This window comes from Bradyrhizobium sp. CIR48 (assembly GCF_014198315.1).
Lineage (GTDB): Bacteria > Pseudomonadota > Alphaproteobacteria > Rhizobiales > Xanthobacteraceae > Bradyrhizobium.
This window is the reverse complement of sequence record NZ_JACIHG010000006.1, coordinates 54950-80474: the sequence shown is the minus strand read 5'-3', so window position 1 is coordinate 80474 and position 25525 is coordinate 54950. Positions and strand designations below refer to the sequence as shown.

General features: G+C 64.2%; 23 protein-coding genes. 12 read left to right on the top strand and 11 right to left on the bottom strand.

Annotation, left to right across the window (positions count from 1 at the left end; genetic code table 11):
- The first annotated feature begins 1 nt into the window (after position 1).
- Positions 2–598, top strand: coding sequence for a thiamine pyrophosphate-dependent enzyme (locus GGD66_RS19555; protein WP_026201568.1), 597 nt, complete (start codon positions 2–4; stop codon positions 596–598).
- Between the two features lie 77 nt (positions 599–675).
- Positions 676–1053: a VanZ family protein gene (locus GGD66_RS19550; protein ID WP_092256390.1), complete on the top strand. Its 378-nt coding sequence runs from the start codon at positions 676–678 to the stop codon at positions 1051–1053.
- Positions 1054–1098: 45 nt separating this feature from the next.
- Here GGD66_RS19550 and GGD66_RS19545 read toward each other — a convergent pair whose 3' ends face one another.
- From GGD66_RS19545 to GGD66_RS19500, 10 genes are all read right to left on the bottom strand, one after another.
- On the bottom strand, positions 1099–1482 hold the full coding sequence (locus tag GGD66_RS19545; protein ID WP_018315876.1) for a DUF1236 domain-containing protein: 384 nt from the start codon (positions 1480–1482) through the stop codon (positions 1099–1101).
- 113 nt (positions 1483–1595) lie between these two features.
- Positions 1596–2483, bottom strand: coding sequence for a 2-hydroxy-3-oxopropionate reductase (locus tag GGD66_RS19540; RefSeq protein ID WP_018315875.1), 888 nt, complete (start codon positions 2481–2483; stop codon positions 1596–1598).
- Positions 2484–2694: 211 nt separating this feature from the next.
- The gene (hyi, locus tag GGD66_RS19535) at positions 2695–3480 is read right to left on the bottom strand and encodes a hydroxypyruvate isomerase (RefSeq protein WP_183230976.1); all 786 of its coding nucleotides are present in this window, start codon (positions 3478–3480) and stop codon (positions 2695–2697) included.
- 11 nt (positions 3481–3491) lie between these two features.
- A complete protein-coding gene (gcl, locus tag GGD66_RS19530; protein ID WP_183258701.1) occupies positions 3492–5276 on the bottom strand; it encodes a glyoxylate carboligase in 1785 nt (594 codons plus the stop codon).
- Between the two features lie 153 nt (positions 5277–5429).
- Positions 5430–7232, bottom strand: coding sequence for an adenine deaminase (locus GGD66_RS19525; protein WP_183258700.1), 1803 nt, complete (start codon positions 7230–7232; stop codon positions 5430–5432).
- Positions 7233–7351: 119 nt separating this feature from the next.
- Complete coding sequence (locus GGD66_RS19520; RefSeq protein ID WP_183258699.1) at positions 7352–8851, bottom strand: tripartite tricarboxylate transporter permease; 1500 nt, start codon at positions 8849–8851, stop codon at positions 7352–7354.
- Positions 8851–9336, bottom strand: a complete 486-nt coding sequence (locus tag GGD66_RS19515; protein ID WP_018315869.1) for a tripartite tricarboxylate transporter TctB family protein — start codon at positions 9334–9336, stop codon at positions 8851–8853. The genes GGD66_RS19520 and GGD66_RS19515 overlap by 1 nt, the downstream gene beginning before the upstream one ends.
- Positions 9333–10301 (bottom strand): tripartite tricarboxylate transporter substrate binding protein, encoded by a 969-nt coding sequence (locus tag GGD66_RS19510; RefSeq protein WP_092256416.1) that lies wholly within the window; start codon positions 10299–10301, stop codon positions 9333–9335. The genes GGD66_RS19515 and GGD66_RS19510 overlap by 4 nt, the downstream gene beginning before the upstream one ends.
- 106 nt (positions 10302–10407) lie before the next feature.
- Positions 10408–11250, bottom strand: a complete 843-nt coding sequence (locus tag GGD66_RS19505; protein WP_177237117.1) for an IclR family transcriptional regulator — start codon at positions 11248–11250, stop codon at positions 10408–10410.
- A 201-nt stretch (positions 11251–11451) separates the two neighbouring features.
- Positions 11452–13581, bottom strand: a complete 2130-nt coding sequence (locus GGD66_RS19500; RefSeq protein WP_179737468.1) for an acetate--CoA ligase family protein — start codon at positions 13579–13581, stop codon at positions 11452–11454.
- A 349-nt stretch (positions 13582–13930) separates the two neighbouring features.
- Between GGD66_RS19500 and GGD66_RS19495 the strand changes: the two genes are divergently transcribed.
- From GGD66_RS19495 to GGD66_RS19470, 6 genes are all read left to right on the top strand, one after another.
- Entirely contained in the window at positions 13931–14626 is a 696-nt protein-coding gene (locus GGD66_RS19495) for a GntR family transcriptional regulator (protein ID WP_161966556.1), read from the top strand.
- Positions 14627–14692: 66 nt separating this feature from the next.
- The gene (gene oxc / locus GGD66_RS19490) at positions 14693–16426 is read left to right on the top strand and encodes an oxalyl-CoA decarboxylase (protein WP_028143042.1); all 1734 of its coding nucleotides are present in this window, start codon (positions 14693–14695) and stop codon (positions 16424–16426) included.
- Positions 16427–16491: 65 nt separating this feature from the next.
- Positions 16492–17769 (top strand): formyl-CoA transferase, encoded by a 1278-nt coding sequence (frc, locus tag GGD66_RS19485; RefSeq protein WP_018315863.1) that lies wholly within the window; start codon positions 16492–16494, stop codon positions 17767–17769.
- A 281-nt stretch (positions 17770–18050) separates the two neighbouring features.
- Positions 18051–18248, top strand: a complete 198-nt coding sequence (locus GGD66_RS19480; RefSeq protein ID WP_018315862.1) for a hypothetical protein — start codon at positions 18051–18053, stop codon at positions 18246–18248.
- Positions 18249–18392: 144 nt separating this feature from the next.
- Positions 18393–19082 carry a hypothetical protein gene (locus GGD66_RS19475; protein WP_183258698.1) on the top strand — a complete coding sequence of 230 codons (690 nt, stop codon included), beginning with the start codon at positions 18393–18395 and terminating at the stop codon, positions 19080–19082.
- Positions 19083–19214: 132 nt separating this feature from the next.
- Complete coding sequence (locus tag GGD66_RS19470) at positions 19215–19658, top strand: SRPBCC family protein (RefSeq protein ID WP_091953031.1); 444 nt, start codon at positions 19215–19217, stop codon at positions 19656–19658.
- A gap of 236 nt (positions 19659–19894) precedes the next feature.
- On the opposite strand, the gene GGD66_RS19465 is transcribed toward GGD66_RS19470, so the two are convergent.
- On the bottom strand, positions 19895–21226 hold the full coding sequence (locus GGD66_RS19465; RefSeq protein ID WP_183258697.1) for an Hsp70 family protein: 1332 nt from the start codon (positions 21224–21226) through the stop codon (positions 19895–19897).
- 387 nt (positions 21227–21613) lie between these two features.
- Between GGD66_RS19465 and GGD66_RS19460 the strand changes: the two genes are divergently transcribed.
- The 4 genes from GGD66_RS19460 (at position 21614) to GGD66_RS19445 (ending at position 25336) form a co-directional block, all read left to right on the top strand.
- A complete protein-coding gene (locus GGD66_RS19460) occupies positions 21614–21751 on the top strand; it encodes a hypothetical protein (protein ID WP_018315855.1) in 138 nt (45 codons plus the stop codon).
- A 456-nt stretch (positions 21752–22207) separates the two neighbouring features.
- Positions 22208–23212: a tripartite tricarboxylate transporter substrate binding protein gene (locus GGD66_RS19455; RefSeq protein WP_018315854.1), complete on the top strand. Its 1005-nt coding sequence runs from the start codon at positions 22208–22210 to the stop codon at positions 23210–23212.
- 84 nt (positions 23213–23296) lie between these two features.
- Entirely contained in the window at positions 23297–23794 is a 498-nt protein-coding gene (locus GGD66_RS19450; RefSeq protein ID WP_026201562.1) for a tripartite tricarboxylate transporter TctB family protein, read from the top strand.
- A gap of 42 nt (positions 23795–23836) precedes the next feature.
- Positions 23837–25336: a tripartite tricarboxylate transporter permease gene (locus GGD66_RS19445; RefSeq protein WP_028143032.1), complete on the top strand. Its 1500-nt coding sequence runs from the start codon at positions 23837–23839 to the stop codon at positions 25334–25336.
- Positions 25337–25525 lie beyond the last annotated feature (189 nt).

Sequence of the window (25525 nt, the reverse complement as noted above, 5' to 3'; positions counted from 1 at the left end):
CATGAACACTGGCAATACCAAGGTGATGAACCGGTTCGATGTGACCTCGCGCCTGATCGCAAAGCTCAAGCACGAGGAAGCGGTGATCGGCGGCATCGGCAACACCAATTTCGACCTCTGGGCCGCCGGGCATCGCCCGCAGAATTTCTACATGCTGGGCAGCATGGGGCTCGCCTTCCCGATCGCGCTCGGCGTGGCGCTGGCGCAGCCCGACCGCCGCGTCTTCGCGCTCGAAGGCGATGGCTCGCTGTTGATGCAGCTCGGCGCACTCTCGACGATCGCGACGTTGAAGCCGAAAAACCTCATCATGATCGTGATGGACAACGGCATCTATCAGATTACCGGCGCACAGCCGACACCCGCGGCCAGCGTCGCGGATATCGTTGCCATCGCCGCAGGCTCTGGCCTTGCGAATAGCGCCTGGGCTGCGGACGAGGAGGATTTCGAGCGCCTGGTCGATACGGCGATGTCCGCCGCCGAGCCGAGCCTGATCGCGGTCCGCATCGACGACAAGCCGGGCGTCGGCACCACAAGGCGCGATCCCGTACAAATCCGGGAGCGCTTCATGCACGGGCTCGGCGTGCGCGAGCCGCTTTAACTTTTTGTCATTAACTACACAGCGATCTGATGGAGGGACTGTACCGGCCCGCTGCCAATCTGTGCTAAGCGAACCGGATGTCCATTTTGATCCGTTCCTTTGCCTGGCTGCTCGCGGCCGCCGTTACTTTCGCCACCCTCGGTCCCCCTGGCCTGCGGCCCCATTCCGACCTCGGCCAGGACGGCGAACACGCTCTCGCATTCATCCTGGTGGGGCTGGCCTTCGGCCTCGCCTATCCGCGGCGGCGCCTGCTGGGTGCGGGGGCCGCAGTCGTGCTGATTGGCGTGCTCGAACTGATGCAATTTTGGGCACCCGGACGCCACGCCCGGCTGGAGGACTTTCTGGTCGACGCGCTGACGGCCTGCCTTGGCTTTGCGCTCGCGGCGATCACCGATTGGGTTGTGACACGCTTTCTCGCAAGCCCCTCTGCAGCAAGCGAAGGCCCCGCGGAGTAGAACTCCCCAGGGCCCTTTTCTCTCCACGCCTGTGGTCGGCCTGGATCAGTCGATGATCTTGACGACGCGACGCGTGCGCGGTTCGACGATCACGCGGCGATCGTTCACGACCGCATAGCGATACTCGGTGTAGTTCGGCACGGGGCGGAGCACCACGGTCGGCGGCAACGGCTCGCCCACCACGACGCGCTCCTCGACCACGACGGAGTCACTCCGCGGGATTCCGCCCAGCACCGCATTCGGAATCTCGAGGCCGGCTCCGACGGCCGCACCAACGGTGCCGCCAACCATCGCGCCGATCGGTCCGCCGATGTCGCCACCAGCACGCGCGCCGTCCCTGGCGCCTTGTTCGGTCGTCGACTGAGCAAAGGCTGCGCTCGACGCCAGCAGCGACGCTGCAGCCAACGTAATCGCAAGACGGGTTTTCATGTTGTTTTGTCTCCAGTGATTGTCCTGCGCCTTCAACCGCGGGGCCGGAGCATTGTTCCGGTTCCCCCGTGGCGAAGAGGCTTCAAAACTGGAGAGTGTTACCGCGTAACAGTTCAGGCCGCCGCGATCTCGTGGCCTGCCATCAGTTCCAATGCCCGCACCATCGCGGAATGATCCCAGCCCTTGCCGCCATGCGCGGTGCAGGCCGAGAACAATTGCTGCGCCACCGCCGTGCTCGGCAGCGACAGGCCGAGCGTGCGCGCGCCCTCGAGCGCGAGATTGAGATCCTTCTGGTGCAGCTCGATGCGGAAACCAGGATCGAAATTGCGCTTCACCATGCGCTCGCCGTGCACTTCGAGGATGCGCGAGGAGGCAAAGCCGCCCATCAGCGCCTTGCGCACCAGCGCCGGATCGGCCCCGGCTTTGGATGCAAATAACAGCGCCTCGCTCACCGCCTCGATCGTCAGCGCGACGATGATCTGGTTGGCAACCTTCGTCGTCTGCCCGTCGCCATTGGCGCCGACGTGAGTGACGTTCTTGCCCATCTTGTCGAACACCGGCTTCATGGTGCCAAAGGCCCGCTCCGGCCCGCCAACCATGATGGTGAGACTCGCCGCCTTGGCGCCGACCTCCCCGCCCGACACCGGCGCGTCGAGATAATCCGCCCCGAGCGCCTCGATCTTCTTGGCGAACTCCTTCGTCGCCAGCGGCGAGATCGAGCTCATGTCGACGACGATCTTGCCTTTCGAGATACCGCTCGCAACACCATCCTTGCCGAACAGCACCGCTTCCACATGCGGCGTATCCGGCACCATGATGATGACGGCATCCGCGCCCTCCGCGACTTCCTTGGCCGACTTGCAGGCGATGCCGCCCGCGGAAATCAGCTCAGCCGCAACCGGCGCAACATCGTGCAGGAGAACACGATGGCCAGCGCTAAGGAGATGGCCGGCCATCGGCCGTCCCATGGTGCCAAGTCCGATGAAGCCGATGTTGGTCATGTCTCATTCCTCCAGATTTAGGCCAAGTCGATCCACAAGCTCGGTGCACCTCTCCCGCTTGCGGGGGAGGTCGGCGCGTAGCGCCGGGTGGGGGCTCTATCCGCTTGGGGGCTTTCAGCGCATCTCGATCGAATCTTTTCGCGGAGATACCCCCACCCCAGCCCTCCCCCGCAAGCGAGAGAGGGAGCGCACCGTCGCTGTGGGTGCGTTCTCAGGTCTCAAAGGTCTGCGCAGCGTGCCAGGACAGCCCTTCCAGCGTCGTGGTGCGCGGCTTGTATTCGCAGCCGATCCAGCCGCGATAGCCGATCGCGTCGAGATGGCGGAACAGGAAGGGATAGTTGATCTCGCCGGTGCCGGGCTCGTGGCGGCCCGGATTGTCGGCGAGCTGGATGTGCGCGATCTCAGGCAGATATTCCTGCATGGTGCGGGCGAGATCGCCCTCCATGATCTGCATGTGATAGATGTCGTACTGGACGAACAGATTGTTCGACCGCACCTCGGAGATCAGCTGTATCGCCTGCTCGGTGCCGTTGAGGAAGAAGCCGGGAATGTCGAGCGTGTTGATCGGCTCGACCAGCAGCTTGATGTTCTCACGTGCCAGCGTCGAGGCCGCAAAGCGCAGATTGCCCACCAGCGTCTCGTTCAGCTCGCGTGGATCGGTATCGGCAGGCGCGATACCCACGAGGCAGTTGAGCTGCTCGCAATCGAGCGCCTTGGCATAGTCGATGGCGCGAAACACGCCGTCGCGGAATTCAGCTGTGCGATCGGGCAGGATTGCAATGCCACGCTCGCCCCCCGCCCAGTTTCCCGCCGGCAGATTGTGCAGCACCTGCGTCAGACCATGGGCTTCCAGCTGCTCGCGCAGCTGCGCCTTGTCGAAATCATAGGGGAAGAGATACTCGACCCCGGAAAAGCCCGCCGCCTTCGCCGCTGCGAAGCGGTCGAGGAACGGCATCTCGTTGAAGAGCATGGTGAGGTTGGCGGCGAATTTCGGCATGATGCTCTCCCCTATTCCGCCGGCTGCAGCACGCGCGTGGCGCCGACCTCGTCGAGCGGCAGGTCCAGCACCTCCTCGAACTCGACGATGTTGTCGATCTCCGTTCCCATCGCGATGTTGGTGACGCGTTCGAGGATGAACTCGACCACCACGGGCACGCGGTGCTTGGCCATCAATTCACGCGCGGTCGCGAACGCGGCCTGCGCGTCCTTTGGATCGGTGACGCGGATCGCCTTGCAGCCGAGGCCTTCGGCGACCGCGACGTGGTCGACGCCGTAGACGCCGATCTCGGGCGCGTTGATGTTCTCGAAAGAGAGCTGGACGTGATAGTCCATCTCGAAGCCGCGCTGGGCCTGGCGGATCAAGCCGAGATAAGAATTGTTCACGACGACGTGGATGTAGGGCAGATTGAACTGCGCCCCGACGGCGAGCTCCTCGATCAGGAACTGGAAGTCGTAGTCGCCGGAGAGCGCGACGATATCGCGATCCGGGCACGCCGCACGCACGCCGAGCGCGGCGGGCAGTGTCCAGCCGAGCGGCCCCGCCTGCCCGGCATTGATCCAGTTGCGCGGCTTGTAGACGCCGAGGAACTGGGCGCCGGCGATCTGCGACAGGCCGATCACGGTGACGTAGCAGGTGTCGCGACCAAAGGCCTTGGTCATCTCCTCATAGACGCGCTGCGGCTTGATCGGGACGTTGTCGAAGTGGCTCTTGCGCAGCATCGTCTTCTTGCGATCGCGGCAGGCCGCGGGCCACGCCTGGCGCTCGCGCAGCTTGCCCGACCGGCGCCACTCCCTGGCGACGGTGACGAACAGCTCGAGCGCGGCCTTGGCGTCCGAGACGATGCCGAGATCCGGATTGAACACGCGCCCGATCTGGGTCGGCTCGATGTCGACATGCACGAAGGTGCGGCCCTTGGTGTAGGTCTCGACCGAGCCGGTGTGGCGGTTGGCCCAGCGGTTGCCGATGCCGAGCACGAAGTCGGATTCAAGCATGGTGGCGTTACCGTAGCGGTGGCTGGTCTGAAGACCGACCATGCCGGCCATCAGCACATGATCGTCAGGGATCGCGCCCCACCCCATCAGCGTCGGCACCACAGGCACGTTGGCGATCTCGGCGAATTCCACCAATAGGTCCGACGCATCGGCATTGATGATGCCGCCGCCGGCGACGATCAGCGGCCGCTCGGCGACGTTGAGCATCTCCAGCGCCTTCTCGACCTGTTTGCGCGTCGCGGTGGGCTTGTAGACCGGCAGCGGCTCATAGGTCTCATCGTCGAACTCGATCTCGGCCAGCTGCACGTCGAGCGGCATGTCGATCAGCACCGGCCCGGGCCGGCCCGAGCGCATGACATGAAACGCCTGGCTGAACACGCGCGGCACCAGCGCCGGCTCGCGCACGGTAACGGCCCATTTCGTCACGGGCTTTGCGATCGACTCGATGTCGACAGCCTGGAAATCCTCCTTGTAGAGCCGCGCCCGCGGCGCCTGCCCGGTGATGCAGAGGATCGGAATGGAATCGGCAATCGCGGAATAGAGGCCGGTGATCATGTCGGTGCCGGCCGGCCCCGAGGTGCCGATGCAGACGCCGATATTGCCGGCCTTGGCGCGCGTATAGCCCTCGGCCATGTGCGAGGCACCCTCGACATGCCGCGCCAGAATGTGGTGGATCGAGCCGCGCTTCTTCAGCGCCGAGTAAAGCGGATTGATCGCGGCCCCGGGAACTCCGAAGGCGGTGGAGATGCCTTCCTTTTCCAGAATTCGCACGGCAGCATCGATAGCTCGCATCTTCGCCATATCGGACCTCGCTCGGTTCAAGTCAGCGAGCGAGATCATCGGGTGCGCGTGATGCGATCTCAACGAGATCGATTTTATTTTCCACGATGTGGCAGCCGCGGAAAAATCTTGGGCGTCTCAAGCGGTTAGATCGAGAGTCGCGTGAAACGCGGATCACTCGAACAGCGGCGCCAGCTCCATCTGCGGCACCAGCACGAGGCCCTTGTCGGTGATGCGAATTTCCGGAATGACCGATAGGGGAATCAAATTGAAGCCCATGTAGGGGATGGTGCAGCCGGCCTCGGCCCATTCCTTCTTCAGCGCCTTGACCTCTTCGGCCACCTCCGTGACGCGCTTGTCCGAGAGAAGCCCCGCGATCGGCAGCGGGACCAGCGCCCTTACCTTGCCGTCGGCGACGACGCAGACGCCGCCCTGCAGGTCCTTGATGGCCGCGATCGCGACTTGCATATCGGGCTCGTTGGTGCCGGCGACAATGATGTTGTGGCTGTCGTGTCCGACGCTGGAGGCGACCGCGCCGCGCTTGAGGCCAAAGTCCTTCAGCAGTCCATAAGCGACGTTGCCGGACGACTTGCCGTGGCGCTCGATGACCGTGACGAAGCAGAGGCCGTAGCGCGCGAACAAAGACGGCCAGTCTTTGGCGGGTTCGATCGCGACTTTGTCATGGATCAGCGTGATGCCCGGCAGCGCCGTCTTGATGGCATTGACGGTGCAGGCCTTCGCCGGGAGATCCGGCGTCAGCTTGACCTTCTTCGGCAGCTTCACCGTCGCGTAAGCCGCCTTTGGATATTGATAGCGGTGCGACAGCGCCTGATCGAGCAGCCCGGTGATCTTGCGGTTCTCGACCACGAGCTCGCCGCCATACCAGGTGCATTGTGGCTTGAGCTGGTCGTCCATCAGCACGAGGTCGGCGCGGCGGCCGCCGCCGAGGCCACCGATGTCGCCATCCATGCCGAAGCGCGTAGCGCCATGCAGCGAGCCCATCGACCAGGCCTGCTCCGGTGACATCCCGGCCTTCACGGCTTCGCGCACCACCCAGTCGAGGCCGAACATGAGCAAATCGTCGGCGTCGCGGTCGTCGGTGCACACGGCCGTGCGCTTGTGCGACGCACCGAGCTCGGTGATGGTGCGGATCGCCTGCGGCAGCGAATGCCATGGCGTCGTCGGCGGTCCGCCGCGCAGGAATACCCAAACACCGGCATCGAGCAGATCGTCGGCGATGTCGCGCTCGATCGCCTCATGGGTGTCGCTGACACCGCTCGCCGCATAGGCCGCGACGAATTCGCGGCCGTAGACGTGGCCGGACACCGGACGTCCCCGCTTCAAGGCGGCCGCAAGGATGGCATGGCTGCGCTCGTCGCCCATCGTGACAGGCACGAAATCCATCTTCTCACCAAGCCCCACGGCTTCGGGCCAGCGGTCGAACAGGCCGGCGATCTTGTCCGGTGTGAGGTCGCCGCCCGCCGTTTCCAATTCGGCCGACGTTGCCGGCACCGTGCTCGGCACCGTCAAAAAGATCGAGAGCGGCGCCTCGCGCGCGTCCTCCAGCATCGCCTCGACGCCGGCGACGTCCATGACATTGCCGATCTCGTGGCTGTCGCAGAAGATCGTGGTGGTGCCGTTGAGCAGCGCGGCCTCGGCATAAGCGCAGGCCGTCACCATCGAGGATTCGATGTGGATGTGCGGATCGACCAGGCCCGGCGCGACGATGCCGCCAGCGGCATCGTAGAGCGGCACGCTGGGCCAGACTTTCTTCGCCGCACCTGATGGCTTCACCGCCGCGATGCGCCCGCCGGTGATCCAGATCTCCCGACCGGGATGAATGCGTTCCGAATAGGTCGAGAGCACCCGCGCGCCGGTGATGACCAAATCTGGCGCGAGGCGAGCGGAAGCGACGTCGGCAAGGCGCCGGGTCATCGCATGCAGCGGGGCGACGGTGAAGCGGGTGAGTTTGGGCATCGGGACCCTCGCGATTGGACAGTCCAACGATGATCGACCCCGCAGGCCGGCGGGGGCAATTCAAATAAAGCGGCACCTTTGCTTACGCACTGGGCAAACGTGCCGCGTGGCGAGTTCCGCTAATCCTCGGTCGCTTTGAACCGGCCCAGCCCCTTCAGCACAAACGGCGCCAGCAGCGCGATCAGGGCCAGCGCCAGCAGCGTCGCCGAGATCGGGCTCTGCAGCAGCGTCATGGGATCGCCGAGGCTGATCGCGAGCGCCCTGCGCAACTGGCTCTCGGCGATCGGGCCTAGGATCAGGCCGACCACGACGGGCGCGATTGGAAAATCGAACCGGCGCATCAGGAAGCCGAGCACGCCGAAGCCGGCCAGCATCGACAATTCGACCACCGACGGCTTTGCGGCGATGGTGCCCATGGTCGCGAACACGAGGATGCCGGCATAGAGCCACGGCTGCGGGATTGCGAGCAGCCGCACCCAGAGGCCGACCAGCGGCAGGTTCAGCACCAGCAGCATGCAATTGGCAATGAACAGACTGGCGATCAGGCCCCAGACCAGGTCAGGCCGCTCGGCGAACAGCAGCGGTCCCGGGTTGAGGCCGTATTGCTGGAAGCCCGCCAGCATCATCGCGGCAGTTGCCGAGGTCGGCAGCCCGAGCGTCAGCAGCGGCACCAGCGTGCCGGCGGCGGAGGCGTTGTTGGCGGCTTCCGGCCCCGCGACGCCTTCGATCGCGCCCTTGCCGAACTCCTCGGGGTGTTTCGTCAGCCGCTTCTCGGTCGAATAGGACAGGAAGGTCGGGATCTCCGCGCCGCCTGCCGGCAGCGCGCCGATCGGAAAGCCGAACATCGTGCCGCGCAGCCACGGCTTCCACGACCGCTTCCAGTCCTCCCTGGTCATCCACAACGAGCCGCGCACCGGCTCGAGCTTTTCCTCGGTGTGGTGGCGGCGCGACGCGACGTAGAGCGCCTCGCCGACCGCGAACAGGCCAACCGCCAGCGTCGTCACCTCGACGCCGTCGAGTAATTCAGGAACGCCGAACGCAAGCCGCGCCTGTCCGGTCAGCTTGTCGATGCCGACGAGGCCCAGCGTCAGGCCGATGAACAGGCTGGTCAGGCCGCGGATCGGGGAATCGCCGAAGGTCGCGGACACCGTGACGAAGGCGACGCACATCAGCGCGAAGTAATCCTCGGGGCCAAAACGCACGGCGAAATCGACCAGCCACGGCGCGAGGAAGGCCAGACCGATGGTGGCGATGGTTCCGGCGACAAAGGAGCCGATCGCGGATGTCGCAAGCGCCGGCCCGCCGCGGCCGGCCTTGGCCATCTTGTTGCCTTCGAGCGCAGTCGCCATCGAGGCGCTCTCGCCGGGCGTGTTGATCAGGATCGCGGTGGTCGAGCCGCCATACATGCCACCATAATAGATGCCGGCGAACATGATCAGCGAACCGCCGGGGTCGAGCTTGTAGGTGACGGGCAGCAACAGCGCGACCGTCAGCGCGGGGCCGATGCCGGGCAGCACGCCCACGGCAGTGCCGAGGAACACACCGATCAGCGCGTAAAGCAGGTTCATCGGCTGAACGGCGACCGCCATGCCGTGGGCCAGCGCGGCAAAAGTGTCCATCACAGCAGTCGCTCCAGCGGGCCGGTCGGAAGGCTGAGCGTGAGCAGCCGGTCGAACGCGAGATAGATCAGGGTCGACATCACGAGGGCGATGATGGAATCTACCAGGATGGCGCGGCGGCCGAAGGCGGCCGACGTCGTCACGAACAGCGCCGACGTTGCCAGGATGAAGCCGCCGCCAAAGCCGATGATGGCGATCAGCAGCGCAAGGCCGATGAGGATCAGAACCACGGGCACCGGATCGGCGCTCTCGCGCGCCGGCAAATTGCCGCGCAGCGCGTCGATGAAATTGCCGATCGCGAGCAGCGCGAGGCCGCTGGCGACTACGACCGGCATCGCCTCGGGCCCCATGCCGTACATCGCGGTGGATGACAGGCCGCGGGCGTCGAAGACCAGCAACGCAGCGAGACCTGCGAGCAGTGCAGCGATGACGATGCCGGCGCGATCGACGCGCCGCGGCGGCTGGGCCGGATCGCCCGAGGTCATGACTTGACCAAGCCGACCGATTTCAGCACGTCGGTGACGCGCACGGTTTCCTTCTTCAGGAAGTCGGCGAAGGCGTCACCGCCGAGATAGGCGTCTTCCCAGCCCTTCTGCTTGAGGATTTCCTTCCAGGCGTCCGACTTCACCATCTTCTCGACCGCATCGCTCAAGGTCTTGCGCTGCTCCGGCGTGATGCCGGGAGGCGCCACCACCGAACGCCAGTTGGCGATCACGAGGTCGATGCCCTGTTCCTTGAAGGTCGGGATGTCGCTGCCGGAGATGCGCTTCTCCGAGGTCACGCCGATCGCGCGCAGCTTGCCGGACTTGATCTGCCCTTCATATTCGCTGAGGCCCGAAATGCCCGCGGTGACCTTGCCGCCGAGGATCGCAGCCAGCGACTCGCCGCCGCCGGAGAACGGGATGTAGTTGATCTTCTTGGCGTCGGCACCGACCGCGCCGGCGAACAACGCCGCCATCACGTGGTCCACGCCGCCGGCCGAGCCCCCGGCGAAAGTCACCTTGGCAATATCGGCCTTCACCGCGGCGGCCAGATCCTGCGCGGTCTTGATCGGCGAATTCGCGGGAACCACGATTACCTGGATTTCCTCGGTGAGGCGCGCGATCGGCGTCACCTGCTCGAGCGTCACCGGCGACTTGTTCATGGCGAGCGCGCCCACCATGACGAAGCCGTTGACCATCAGCTGGTTGCCGTCGCCCTTGGCGCCATTGACGAACTGGGCGATGCCGACGCTGCCGCCAGCGCCGGGAACGTTGGTGACCTGCACGCTGCGCGCGACGCCCGCAGCCACCAGCGCCTGCTGCATCGAGCGCGCGGTCTGGTCCCAGCCGCCGCCCGGGGCCGCCGGTGCCATCAGCTTGAGCTCGAGCTGCTGGGCAAGGGACGGCGTCGCTGCCGCAAGGGTCAGCGCGACGGCTGCGCCGGCAAGGCGCGCGGAAAATTGGAACATAAGGACGCTCTCCAGGCTCATGCGGACGTTTGCCGCATTGTGTCGTTTGGTCGCATATCAGCCAAAACGGCCGATGCTGTCCAGCGACAGTGCCCGGGTTCCCCAATTAGCGCGGTATCGGCATCACCCCGCCGAGCGCGACCGTCAGCTCGCCGGCGACCTCGCGCACGATTTGGCCAATCTCCGGCAGCCTGTCGTCGGTCAGGCGGCTGGTCATGCCTGAGACGGAAATCGCCGCGAGCGGCTCGGCGCAGTCGTTGTAGACCACTGCGGCAATACAGCGCAGCCCCATGCAGGCCTCTTCATCGTCGAGCGCAAAACCTTGCTTGCGGATTTTTTCGAGCTCCTTGAACAGGTCGCTCGGCCGCACGATCGATTTCTCGGTCAGCCGGGGCATGCCGTGATGGCGGATGACGGCGCCGACGTCCTCATCGGAATAGGTTGCGAGCACGGCCTTGCCGACGCCCGACGTCACCATGGGAACGCGACCGCCGACCTGGGTCAGCGAGCGCATGATCTCGCGGCTCTCCATGCGGGTCAGCACGATGATGAACTCATCGTCGACCACGGCGAGATTGGCGGTCTCGCGGGTGAGATCACGCAGCTTGCGCAAGTAGGGAATCGCCTGCGTGGAGAAATTACGCCGCCGCGCGAAGCTCGCGCCGACCGTGAAGGCGCGCGAGCCGACGTGCCATTTGGATTCGGCGCGGTCGAACTGCACGAAGCGGCGGCTTTCCAGCGTCGCCAGCAGGCGGTGCACCGTGGAAGCCGACAGGCCGGTGCGCACCGCCAGATCGCTGAGGCGATAGCCTTCGTCGTCCTCGGCCAGCGTTTCCAGGATCGACAGCGCGCGATCGACGGACTGCACGCCGCCGTCGCGCGTGTCGTTATCGGCCTCCGATGCCGATCGAGGCTCGAGCGATTTGCGCCGGATCACGTTCTTGCTCATCGCGACCTGCATTCGTTCTTCTTCCCCTCTCCCCGCTTGCGGGGCCGAGACGAGCTCCGCTCGCTCTGAGAGGGTCAGGGTGACGGGGAGCCTCCGCAAGGACGGCAGCAGTCAGACTCGCGGAGAGTCCCCCTCACCCGGAATTTGCTGCGCAAATTCCGGCCTCTCCCCGCAAGCGGGGAGAGGCGAAGGTCGTCATACTCAGAGCAGCCCTGCCCCGCGCGCCCATTTGTACTTAGCGCCGAGGACCTCGACCGGCAGCTCGGTCGAGTAGGCGTAGGCCGGAATGCCGTTCTGGTAGAGATATTCGGCGGCTTCCTCGACCTCAACGTCGCCCGCGAGCGAGGCGACGATCGGCTTCACGAAGCCTTTCGCCTCCATCTCCTTCTTCACCTCGACCATGTTGCGGGCGAACACCATCGGCGGCGTGACGATGGTGTGCCAGTAGCCGAGGATCAGCGAATGGATGCGCTCATCGGAGAGGCCGAGCTTCACCGTGTTGACATAGGTGATCGGCGGCTCGCCGCCGGTGATATCCACAGGATTTCCGGCAGCCCCGAACGGCGGGATGAACTTGCGGAAGGCCGCATCCAGATCCGCCGGCATCGACATCAGCGACAGGCCGTTGTCGACGCAGGAGTCCGACAGCAGCACGCCGGAGCCGCCCGCACCGGTGATGATCAGCACGTTCTCGCCCTTCGGCGTCGGCAGCACCGGCACGCCGCGGGCGAATTCGAGCAGTTGCCGCAAGCTACGAGCGCGGATCACGCCGGACTGCGCCAGGACGTCCTCGTAGATCTTGTCGTTACCGGCGAGCGCGCCGGTGTGCGACGAGGCCGCCTTGGCACCAGCCGAGGTACGACCGGCCTTGAGCACGACGACAGGCTTCTTCTTGGAGACGCGCTTGGCGGCTTCCGCGAAGGCGCGGCCGTCCTTGAGGTCTTCGCAATGCTGCGCGATCAGATTGGTGTTCGGATCCTGCTCGAAGAAGGCGAGCAGATCGTCCTCGTCGATATCGGATTTGTTGCCGAGACCGACGATGGCCGAGACGCCCATCTTGGCCGAGCGCGAGAAGCCGATGATGGCCATGCCGATGCCGCCCGACTGCGACGACAGCGCCGCGTGGCCCTTGACGTCGTAAGCCGTGCAGAAGGTCGCGCAGAGATTAGCGGGCGTATAGTAGAAGCCGTAGATGTTCGGCCCCATCAGGCGGATGTCGTACTTCTTGCCGACCTCGACGATCTCGGCCTGCAGCTCGGGCGCACCGGCCTCCGCAAAGCCCGACGGAATCAGCACCGCGCCCGGGATTTTCTTCTCGCCGCATTCGGTGAGCGCCGCCGCGACGAACTTCGCGGGGATCGCGAACACCGCCGTGTCGATCACGCCAGGCACGTCCTTGACGCTCTTATAGGCCTTGTAGCCGAGGATCTCGGCGGCCTTGGGGTGGATCGGGTAGATGTCGCCCTTGTAGCCGCCGTTGATGAGGTTCTTCATCACGGAATTGCCGATCTTGCCGTCCTCGGCGGAGGCGCCGACCACGGCGACTGCCTTGGGCTGCATGATGCGGCTCATCGCCGCGACAATCTCTTCGGTCGGGCGCGGCTTCGGCTTCGGCACATAGGCGAAGTCAACGACGATGCGCACATCGGCGGCGGTCGCGCCCTTCGCCGTCGCGAATACCGGGTTGAGGTCGAGCTCGACGATTTCAGGGAAATCGGTGACGAGCTGCGAGACCTTGACGATGACATCGGCGAGGGCGTTGCGGTTCACCGGCTCGCCGCCGCGCACGCCCTTCAGGATCTCATGCGCCTGGATGCCGTCGAGCATCGAGAGCGCGTCTTCCTTGGTCGCGGGCGCGAGGCGGAAGGTGATGTCCTTGAGCACCTCGACCAGCACGCCGCCGAGGCCGAAGGCGACGAGCTTGCCGAACGAGCCGTCGGTGATCGAGCCGACGATGACCTCGGTGCCGCCAGCCAGCATCTGCTGCACCTGGACGCCGTCGATCTTGGCATCGGCCTTGTATTTCCTGGCGTTGCCGAGAATGGTCTCATAGGCCTTCTCGGCTTCTTCGGCGGTCTTGAGGCCGACGATGACGCCGCCGGCTTCGGTCTTGTGGAGAATGTCCGGCGAGACGATCTTCATCACGACCGGGAAGCCCATCGACGAGGCCATCTTGCCGGCCTCGCCCGCCGACTTCGCCACGCCCTCCTTCGGCACCGGAATGCCATAGGCGTCGCAGACCAGCTTGCCTTCCGGGGCCGTCAGGCTGGTGCGGTTGTCCGCCTTGACCTGGTCAAGCACCTTGCGGACGGCTTCTTTGGAATTGGACATGTGGCTTCTCCCTTGACCTCAGTTCGTTCTTTTCAAAGCGCGCGCGTGGTTTTGCGGCTGCCCGTGATGCTTGCCATTCGCCGCGCTCTGTTCCATTCCGCGGAACGGAGCGGCATAAGCCAGACTACTCCGCCGCCGTGGATCAAAAATGGCTGGCGATGGCATTTGGTATGCCAGAAGCCAACTTGTCAAGCTGCAGCATTGCTTGGAACGCCGCAAAAAATAGCCAGCTTGACATTCTGGCATGTGGTATGCCAAAAACTTTCCCGTTAATAATCCTGTAAAAGACGACTCCCACTGGAGGAGATTCGTCGTGTCACTGCGGAAACCAACCAAGGCGTTGCCGAACATGGCCGAGGCAGATATCGCAATCGTTCGTATTGCCCCGGAGAGCAGCTTCAAGAACAAGGCGTATGACGCCTTGAAGGAAGCCATCCTCAGGATGGACATCTATTCGACGCCCGAGCCGGTGATGCTCGACGAGCGCGCGCTGTCCGAACGTCTGGGTGTCAGCCGCACCCCGATCCGCGAAGCGATCGCGATGCTCGAGCAGGACGGCTTCGTGAAGACGGTGCCGCGCCGCGGCATCATGGTGGTGCGCAGGACCAAGAGCGAGATCGTCGACATGATCCGCGCCTGGGCGGCGCTGGAGAGCATGGCCGCGCGCCTCATCACCACCACTGCGCGCAAGAAGGACATCACGGCGCTGCGCGACTACTTCAAGGACTTCGGCAAGGACCGCCTGCCCGAGGATCACGTCGAGGAATATTCGCGCGCCAATATCGCCTTCCACCAGGCGCTGATCTCGCTGTCGGAATCGCCGGTGCTGGTCGATCTCACCAACGACCTGCTGCTGCACGTGCGCGGTTATCGCCAGCTGACCATCGGACGCAAGGACCGCACCGCGACCTCGCTGCCCGAGCATCTCGGCATGATCGAAGCACTGGAGGCGCGCGACACCGAGCTCGCCGAGAAGCGCGCCCGCGACCACACTCTCGGCCTTGCCGCTTACGTCGAAGCGCACGGCCAGGAACTGTTCACGTAACCAAGCAACGTTCACCAGAAGGGCGAACAATTCGCCCCGCTATATGAGACCAGGGAGACAAGGCCCATGCTGAATACCGCGACCAAGTCCGAGGCACCGGGCACCGAGCAGGAGCTGACGGATGGCTTTCATCTCGTCATTGACGCGCTCAAGCTGAACGGCATCAACACCATCTATAATGTGCCGGGCATCCCGATCACGGATTTGGGCCGCATGGCGCAGGCCGAGGGCATCCGCGTGATCTCGTTCCGCCACGAGCAGAATGCCGGTTACGCCGCAGGCATCGCCGGCTACCTCACCAAGAAGCCCGGCGTCTGCCTCACGGTCTCCGCGCCCGGCTTCCTCAACGGTCTCACCGCGCTCGCCCACGCCACCACCAACTGCTACCCGATGATCCTGGTCTCGGGCTCGTCCGAGCGCGAGATTGTCGACCTGCAGCAGGGCGACTACGAAGAGATGGACCAGCTCGCGATCGCAAAGCCGCTGTGCAAGGCGGCCTATCGCGTGCTGCACGCCCAGGACATCGGCATCGGCCTGGCCCGCGCCATCCGCGCTGCGGTCTCGGGCCGTCCGGGCGGCGTCTATCTCGACCTGCCGGCAAAGCTGTTCGGCCAGGTGATGAGCGCCGATGCCGGCCAGAAGTCGCTGGTCAAGGTGATCGACGCTGCGCCCGCGCAGATCCCCTCGCCCGCTTCGGTCAAGCGTGCGCTCGACGTGTTGAAGGGCGCAAAGCGTCCGCTCATCATCCTCGGCAAGGGCGCGGCCTACGCCCAGGCCGACGAAGAGATCAAATCCTTCGTCGAGAAGAGCGGCGTGCCCTTCCTGCCGATGAGCATGGCCAAGGGCCTCCTGCCCGACACCCATCCGCAATGCGCCGGTGCGGCCCGCTCGACCGTGCTGAAGGAATCCGACGTCGTCATGCTGATCGGCGCGCGGCTGAACTGGCTGCTCTCGCACGGCAAGGGCAAGAGCTGGGGCGAAGCGCCCAAGAAGTTCATCCAGGTCGATATCGAGCCGCGCGAGATGGACTCCAACGTCGAGATCGTCGCGCCCGTGGTCGGCGACATCGGCTCGGTCGTCTCCGCCTTCAACCAGGCGATGGCTTCGGGCTGGACCGCCCCGCCTGCCGAATGGACCAAGGCGATCTCGTCCAAGCGCGAAGAGAACGTCGCCAAGATGGCGCCGAAGCTCATGAACAACAAATCGCCGATGGACTATCACGGCGCGCTCGGCGTGCTGAAGAACGTCATCAAGGAGTACCCCGAGGCGATCCTCGTCAACGAAGGCGCGAACACGCTCGACCTCGCCCGCGGTGTGATCGACATGTACCGCCCGCGCAAGCGTCTCGACGTCGGCACCTGGGGCGTGATGGGCATCGGCATGGGCCAGGCGATCGCGGCCGCGCTCGAGACCGGTCACCCCGTGCTCGCAGTGGAAGGCGACTCGGCCTTCGGCTTCTCCGGCATGGAGGTCGAGACCATCTGCCGCTACAACCTTCCGATCTGCGTCGTCATCTTCAACAATGACGGCATCTATCGCGGCACCGACGTCAACGGCGCCAACGCCGATCCCGCGACGACGGTATTCGTCAAGGGCGCTCGCTACGACAAGATGATGGAAGCCTTCGGCGGCGTCGGCGTGAATGCCACCTCGCCGGACGAGCTCAAGCGTGCCGTCAACGAAGCCATGAAGTCCGGCAAGCCGACGCTCATCAACGCGGTGATCGATCCGGCCGCGGGCTCGGAGAGCGGCCGCATCGGCAATCTCAATCCGCAGAGCGTTCTGCAGAAGAAGAAGTAAGTCCACCCCTCAACCCTTAATTCCCTGCGGTTGGCGGGGGCAGACACAGAGTACGGAGCAACACGATGACCAAAGCGCTTACGGGCGTTCGCATTCTCGACTTCACCCACGTTCAATCAGGACCGACCTGCACGCAGCTGCTCGCCTGGTTCGGCGCCGACGTGATCAAGGTGGAACGTCCGGGCGTGGGTGACATCACCCGCGGCCAGCTGCAGGACATCCCGAACGTGGACAGCCTGTATTTCACCATGCTCAACCACAACAAGCGCTCGATCACGCTCGACACCAAGAACCCCAAGGGCAAGGAAGTCCTCACCGAGCTGATCAAGAAGTGCGACGTGCTGGTGGAGAATTTCGGCCCCGGCGTGCTCGACCGCATGGGCTTCCCCTGGGAGAAGATCCAGGCCATCAACCCGAAGATGATCGTCGCCTCGATCAAGGGCTTCGGCCCCGGTCCGTACGAAGACTGCAAGGTCTATGAGAACGTCGCGCAGTGCACCGGCGGCGCCGCTTCCACCACCGGCTTCCGCGACGGTCTTCCGCTCGTCACCGGCGCGCAGATCGGCGACAGCGGCACCGGCCTCCACCTCGCGCTCGGCATCGTCACCGCGCTCTACCAGCGCACCGTCACCGGCAAGGGCCAGAAGGTTACGGCTGCGATGCAGGACGGCGTGCTCAACCTCGCCCGCGTCAAGCTGCGCGACCAGCAGCGCCTCGCCCATGGCCCGCTGAAGGAATACAGCCAGTACGGCGAAGGCATTCCGTTCGGCGACGCCGTGCCGCGCGCCGGCAATGATTCCGGCGGCGGCCAGCCCGGCCGCATCGTCAAGTGCAAAGGCTGGGAGACCGATCCCAACGCCTACCTCTATTTCATCACCCAGGCGCCGGTCTGGGAGAAGATCTGCGACGTGATCGGCGAACCCGGCTGGAAGACCCATCCCGACTACGCCAAGCCGCCGGCCCGGCTGTCGCGCCTCAACGAGATTTTTGCGCGCATCGAGCAGTGGACGATGACCAAGACCAAGTTCGAGGCGATGGAAATCCTCAACAAGGACGACATCCCCTGCGGCCCGATCCTGTCGATGAAGGAGATCATCGAGGACCAGTCGCTGCGCGCCACCGGTACCTTGGTCGAAGTCGACCACCCCACCCGCGGCAAGTACATTTCGGTCGGCAACCCGATCAAGCTGTCGGATAGCCCGAGCGACGTCGAGCGCTCCCCGCTGCTCGGCGAGCACACCGACGAGATCCTGCGCTCCGTGCTCGGCTTCAGCGACCATCAGGTCGCCGACATCCACAAGTCCGGCGCGCTCGACCCGCCGCAGAAGCAGGCCGCGGAGTAAGCGAACCTATCAGTGAACGACGAAAGGCCGCCGGTTTCGGCGGCCTTTTTGTTTCGGACCGAAGGAACTGAACCACACGCCGGCCGTTACTCCTTCGACCGGCATGCTCTCAGAAGTGCGAACGTGCCGCCTCCACGGCGAGTGACCAAACCTCGCGCCAAACCGCCCAACACTGAAGGATTGTCCACCCTCCCGTTCAGAGGGTGACTAATCCGCTCGCAAGCGGGTGGCGTCGCGTTCGGCGCTCGCGGGCCACGCCCATTGATCGAAGTGAGGTCGAAATGTTGAGAGATCAATCCTCTGATCGGGCCAGGCGTGAAGCCAACAAGGCGTTCAAGCCTGTCAAGACGCAGAAGCCCATGACTGACTATGCGAAACACCAGCACTCCCTCAACGAGAACCGCGAGCGGCTCAAAGCAGAGCGATTGGCCCGCGAGGCAAAGTCGAAAGAGCTGCTCGAAAAAGGCTTGCCCGAATAGGAAGCGTAGGTTTGAGGCGACTACGCGAAGCCTCCTCTGGCGAAACACTTAGGAGTTGAACGAGGAACGGCTGCGGAATTGTGGCTTCCGTTGACGCGGCGTAGACATTCGGGCTGATCTTGCTGCTCAGGATGGGAGGTCACCATGTCACTACTGGGCAAGGCCGCCGTCGCGATGTGGTGGAGCGTTCGCCCCGAGCAGCGCACCGAGTTCGGCGACTGGCATTCGCATGAACACTTCCAGGAGCGGATGAGCATTCCCGGCTTCCGGCGCGGGTCGCGCTGGACCAGCACGACGGACGCCGAAGGTTTCTTCGTGCTCTACGAGCTCGAACAATACGAGGTCCTCACGTCGAAGGGATATCTCGACCGGCTCAACGCGCCAACGCCGTGGTCGACCAGGATGATGCCGCATCATCTCGGCATGGTCCGCAGCCAATGCCGGATCGTCGCGAGCTTTGGCGGAGGTGTGGCGACCTCGCTTGCCACCATCAGGCTGTCGCCGGAAACCGGACGGGATGCGCAATTGCAGACGCGCCTGTCGGAAACGCTCAGCGCATTGGCGCTGCAGCCGGGGCTGACAGGCGCCCACCTCCTCTTCACCGACACGCCTCGCACGAGCGCGCCCACGACTGAACAACAGATCCGCGGCAAGGACGGCGCTGCCGACTGGATCGTGCTGCTCTCAGGCTACGATGCCGATGTGGTTGAGGCTGTGATCGCCAGCCCGCTTTCGCCAGGATCGCTTGGCGATCTCGGCGCACAGAACAATGCGACGATCGGCCGCTACAGGCTGGCATTCACGATGACGCCACAGGATGTCGCAGCGACCTAGCAACCCGGCCAGAAGGACCGTCGACAAAAAAACGAGATGCCATGTCGGATCGGCGCCTTCCCGGTCGTCCTCGTGACATGAATGGGCCATAGACGCCAATCTCGGGCCCATCAATCACTGAGGATAACAACCATGCCCAGCACGATCCGCCTGCATCGCGTTCTCGCCACCAGCCCGCAAAAAGTCTATCGCGCTTTCCTGGAGGCCGATGCGATGGCGAAATGGCTGCCGCCGAACGGCTTCACCTGCACCGTGCATCATTTCGAGCCCAAGGTCGGCGGCACGTTCAAGATGTCGTTCCGGAATTTCACGACGGGCAACAGCCATTCGTTCGGCGGCGAATATGTCGAGCTCGTGCCCGGCGAACGTCTCCGCTACACCGACAGGTTCGACGATCCCAACCTGCCCGGCGAAATTCAGGTCACCGTGATCCTGAAGAAGGTCTCGGTTGGCACCGAGATCGACATCACGCAGGCCGGCATCCCCGACGTGATCCCGCCGGAGGCCTGCTATCTCGGCTGGCAGGAATCGCTGCGCAATCTGGCGAAGCTGGTCGAGCCGGAGATCAATCAGTAGCGACGGCCTTGACGTCGTAGTGCCGTAGAGTGGGCAAAGGCGCAACTGCGCCGTGCCCACGATCTTCCGATACGGCGACAGACGCGTGGGCACGCTTCGCTTTGCCCACCCTACGGCACTGGTCGAGCCTATGCGCCGTTCTACCCACGCCGTCATTGCGAGCGTAGCGACAATCCAGAGACTTTCCGCGGAGGGATTCTGGATTGCTTTGCTGCGCTCGCAATGACGGAGAATCGTTAAGCCCCCGCCTTCGCCTCGAGCCCGCCGCCGGCAGTCCAGCGGTCCGGGTTGGGGCTGTGCCCGATCAAGGCGAGCCCATAGGCGATCGACTCGAACTGGTCGCCCGACATCAGCCGTTCGTTGCCGAACCGCTCGGCGAACAGTTTTCGGACCGCCGGTACGAAGGACGTGCCGCCGGTCAAGAACACCTTCTCGATCTCGTGCGCAGTGATGCCGGCTTCGGCCAGCACCTTGTCGACGGTGGCCCCGAGCCGGGCGATGTCGTCGGCAATCCAGGCTTCGAAATTCTTCCGCGTGATGGCCGCGCCGATGTCGACGCCGCCGCCCCTGAAGCGGAAATCCACCTCGTCCTGCGCCGACAGCGCGACCTTGGCATTTGACACTGCACGGTACAGCGAAAAGCCGAGGTCGAGATCGACGATGGTGATGAAATCCTCGAGCAGTTTTGGCTTCAGCGCGGTGCGCGCAAGTTCCCTCAGCTCGCGCAGATCGCCGTTGCTCTTCATCATCGCCAGTTGATGCCAGCGCGCGAGGTTGGTGTAATGGCCGCTGGGGATCGGCAGCACCTTGTCGAACGAGCGGAAGCTGGAGCCCTTGCCGAGCCGCGGCGAGACGACGTGGTCGACGATCCGGTAGTCGAACGTGTCGCCGGCAATGCCGATGCCGGCGTGGCCGAGTGGCTCGGCGCGAAGGCTGCCGCCCGCGCGCGAGAAGCGCATCACGGAGAAATCGCTGGTGCCGCCGCCAAAATCCGCCACCAGCACGGTGGCATCGCGCTCCAGCCTTCGGGCAAAGGAGAACGCGGCGCCGACGGGCTCGTAGACGTAGCGCGCGTGGCCGGCGCCCAGGCGCTCGAACGCGGCGCGGTAGCGCTGCATCGCCAGCTCTTCATCGGGATTGCCGCCGGCGAAGCGCACCGGGCGGCCGACCGTGACGGTCGAGGTCTCGAAGCCGAACCTGTCGCCGCCATGGCGCGCCAGCGTCCGCAGGAACGCCGCCAGAATATCCTCGAACTTGAATCGCTGCCGGAACACTTGCGTGGTGTTGAAGCTGCTGCTCGCCGCAAACGTCTTGAACGATTGCAGGAAGCGGTAGACGTGGCGTCCTTCGAGGAATTGCTCGATCGCCCAGGGGCCGCCTTCGGCCTGGGCACCGGCGCCCGGCCGGTCCTCCCAGAAGCACAAAGCCGATACATAGACGCTATGGCGCTGTCCGCCGTGGTCGAAGCGGATGGCCTCGACCCGGCGGTCGTCCGCGGCAAGGGCGACGACCGTATTGCTGGTCCCAAAATCGATGCCGATCGAGACGGCGGGCGAGGCGCTCGACATGAACCACTCTGACAGATGATTGGAAGGGGGCAGACCACTAGCGACTTTGACCTGCCCTGCCAAGCCTTGCCCTGCCAAGAAAGCCCTTGCCCTGCAAAGCCCTCGGCCATAGAGGCTCGCGTCAGGTTCGCGCCGGAGGGCACCGTTTTCCGCATGAATTTGCCTCTGATCGACATGCTTTCGGCGTCCGAAGATGGCGTCTAAGACGGAAAAGCCTCTTTGGTGGGCCTTTTAAGCCCAACCGGCCGGATTAACCCGGCATTATGCTGCAATGCGGGACTTTGTATGCTGCTATGCAAACAAACGCGTAGACAGTGGCATCTGGTATACATAGTTTCATCCCCAGACGAGACGCCAAGACCGATCGTCTCAAGAAATGGAATTCCAATGTCCAAGACCGCTTCCGTCGCTTTCGCCCCCTCCTCCTCGCTGTTCAGCCGCTTTATGGCTGCGGTCGATCGTTTCCTGATGGCGAGCGCCGCGATCTCGAACCACAACGGCGACCTGCCGCGTTTCGGCCTGTAAGAAAGGCCTTTCTCGCGCAGCCGAAACGGCGCGCGGCCGGCAATCGCAGGCGCAAAGTTTGATAATGGCCCCCTCGTCGGGGCCATTTTCTTTTGGTCCCGCTTCGCCCGCGGACACAACTGCGACGATTGGTCCGCCGATCTGGCCAGCTGTCCAATTGTGAGCCAGCTGGTATCTCGCATACCATTCGACAACCAAAAACGATTGCACGACCAAGGTGCTAGATGGGGATGCAGAGCGCGGGACAGGAACGGCCAAGGACATGGCACGTTTGCCAATCATGGCGGAGCCTTAGCCCAAAGGAGCGGATGTCGCGCCTTGTCCCCGCTCATAAACTTCTGGTTGGTGAGACTGCAATGGGAGATCGACCGCAAAGGTGACCCCAAGCGTGTGAATCCGGATGGGCTGACGCGAGCCGGCAAAGAACGGCCGCGTTTCGACAGGGAGTGAAACGAGATGAAGTCATTCGTTCTGAATGTCGCTTTGGCGGCAATGGCGATGTCGTGCGCAGGCAGCACCGCAAGTTTTGCGGCTTGGGAGCCGGTTCGTCCGGTCGAGTTCATCGTGCCCGCGGGCACCGGCGGCGGCGCCGATCAGATGGCACGAACCATCCAGGGCATCGTCACCAAGCATAATCTCATGAAGCAGCCGCTGGTCGTCATCAACAAGGCCGGCGGTGCAGGCGGCGAAGGCTTTCTCGACGTGAAGACGTCGTCGGGCAATCCGCACAAGATCATCATCACGCTCTCGAACTTGTTCACGACACCGCTGGCGACGGGGATTCCGTTCAACTGGAAGGATTTGACTCCGGTCGCGATGCTGGCGCTGGATGAATTCGTGCTCTGGGTGAATGCCGAAAAGCCGTACACCAGCGTCAAGGATTATGTCGACGCCGCGAAGAAGGCACCAAGCGGCTCGTTCAAGATGGGCGGCACCGGCTCGAAGCAGGAAGACCAGATCATTACGGTCGGCATCGAGAAGGCAATCGACGCGAAGTTCACCTACATCCCCTACAAGGGCGGCGGCGAGGTCGCGGTTCAGCTCGTCGGCAATCACGTCGATTCCACCGTCAACAATCCGATCGAGGCGGTCGCGCAATGGCGCGGCGGCAAGCTCCGTCCGCTCTGCGTCTTCGACGCCCAGCCGATGGCCTATGACGAGCCGATCGCCGAGGGCAAGGCCTGGAAGGATATTCCGACCTGCAAGTCGCAGGGCCTCGCAATGGAATATCTCATGCTGCGCGGTATCTTCATGTCGCCCAAGGCCACCAAGGATCAGGTCGAGTATTACGTCGAGCTGTTCAAGAAGGTTCGCGCCACGCCGGAATGGCAGGATTTCATGAAGAGCGGCGCCTTCAACACGACCTTCCTGACCGGGGCCGACTACGCCAAGTGGGTCGAGGCGGAGGAGAAGCGGCACGAGGGCTTGATGAAGGAAGCCGGCTTCCTCGCATCGAATTGAGCCACGGCATCGATGACGGCCGAGGATGCTGTCGTCCTCAGGCCGTCGGCGAATGCGACGACTGCATTTCTGCGCGGAGGTCTCATGACTGAACGATCCGGATCCGAATCTGGCCCGGCACACAAGACGATGGAAATCGGCATGGCGCTGTTGATCGGCGCCTTTGGTCTCGTCGTGATCTTCGGCAGCCTGAAGGCCGGCATCAACTGGGGCGCGGAGGGTCCGCGAGCCGGGTTCTTCCCCTTCTATATCGGCGCCGCAATCGTCGGCGCGAGCGCCATCAACCTGTGGCACGCGCGACGCGACGACGACGGCCGCCTGTTCGCGGAATGGGGACAGCTTCGCCAGGTCATGAGCGTCGTCGTGCCCACCGCGATCTATGTCGGCTCGATGCCGTTCATCGGCCTCTACATCGCCTCGATGGTCTTCATCGCCTGGTTCATGCGCTGGCTCGGCGGCTATCGCTGGCTGACGGTCATCGCGGTGGCGGTCGGCATGCCGGTGGTGACCTATCTCGTTTTCGAGCGCTGGTTCCTGGTCCCGCTTCCCAAGGGGCCGTTCGAGGAATGGCTCGGTCTGTAAGGGCCACGCATTCATTCAATTGCTGCTGCAGGACGTATCGATATGGAAGAGTTGGCCAATCTATTTCACGGCTTCGCGGTCGCCCTGCAGCCCTATAACATCATGCTGATGATCATCGGCATCACGCTCGGGGTCATCATCGGCGTGCTGCCGGGGCTCGGGGGCGCCAACGGCGTGGCGATCCTGCTTCCCCTGACCTTCAGCATGCCGCCGACATCGGCGATCATCATGCTGTCATGCATCTACTGGGGCGCATTGTTCGGCGGCGCCATCACCTCGATCCTGTTCAACATCCCCGGCGAGCCCTGGTCCGTGGCGACCACCTTCGACGGCTATCCGATGGCGCAGCAGGGCAAGCCCGGCGAAGCCCTGACCGCCGCCTTCACCTCCTCCTTCGTCGGCGCGCTGTTTGCCGTCATCATGATCACGCTGGTCGCGCCGCTGGTCGCGGGCTTTGCGCTGCGATTTGGTCCGGCGGAGAAGTTCGCGGTGTACTTCCTCGCCTTCTGCAGCTTCGTCGGCCTCAGCAAGGAGCCACCTTTCAAGACCATCGCGGCGATGATGATGGGCTTCGCGCTCGCGGCGGTCGGCCTCGATTCGATCACCGGGCAATTGCGGCTCACCTTCGGCGTCACCGAGCTGCTCAACGGTTTCGACTTCCTGATCGCCGTGATCGGCCTGTTCGGGATCGGCGAGATTCTGCTGACCATGGAGGAAGGGCTCGCCTTCCGCGGCGGGAATGCCAGCATCAACCTTCGCGTCGTGCTTCAGACCTGGCGCGAGCTGCCCACCTACTGGATGACCTCGCTACGCTCCTGCCTGATCGGCTGCTGGATGGGCGTCACGCCCGCCGGAGCGACGCCGGCCTCCTTCATGAGCTACGGCATCGCCAAGCGCCTGGCGCGGCGCGGCAACAATTTCGGCAAGGGCGAGATCGAAGGCGTGATCGCGCCGGAGACGGCCGCGCATGCGGCGGGCACCTCGGCGCTGCTGCCGATGCTGTCGCTCGGCGTGCCCGGCTCGCCGACGGCTGCCGTGCTGCTCGGCGGCCTCCTGATCTGGGGCCTGCAGCCGGGCCCGATGCTATTCGTCGAGCAGAAGGAATTCGTCTGGGGCCTGATCGCCTCGATGTATCTCGGCAATCTCGCCGGCCTCATCGTCGTGCTCACCTGCGTGCCGCTCTTCGCCGCGATCCTGCGCGTGCCGTTCGGCATCATCGCCCCGCTGATCCTGGTGCTGTGCGCGATCGGCGCCTATTCGGTGCACAACAGCACCTTCGACGTGATGCTGATGCTGGTGTTCGGCGTGCTCGGCTATCTCCTGAAGAAATGCAACTACCCGCTCGCACCTCTCGTGCTCGCCATCGTGCTCGGCGACAAGGCGGAGGAAGCCTTCCGCCAATCGCTGCTGGGATCGCAGGGCTCGCTCGGGGTGTTCTTCTCCAACGGCCTCGTCAGCACCATCATGGCGCTGGGTCTGGTCGCCCTGTTCTGGTCCGCGATCCAGGAAGGCTACAGCCGGCTCCGCATGTCGATGGCGTGAGGCGCGCGCCGGCGCAATCGCGTCGGCGGCCGCCGTTGAACCCGGCCATGCGGCCGAACTTCTGGAATACAGAATTCCACGACGCAGCAGTCACGGCATAGCCGCGCACCGATGTGCGAGGGGGCCGCGCGCTCGACCGACCCAGAAGCTGAAAATTGTGGATGCGTAGGTTCCCACCAGCTGCTTGCG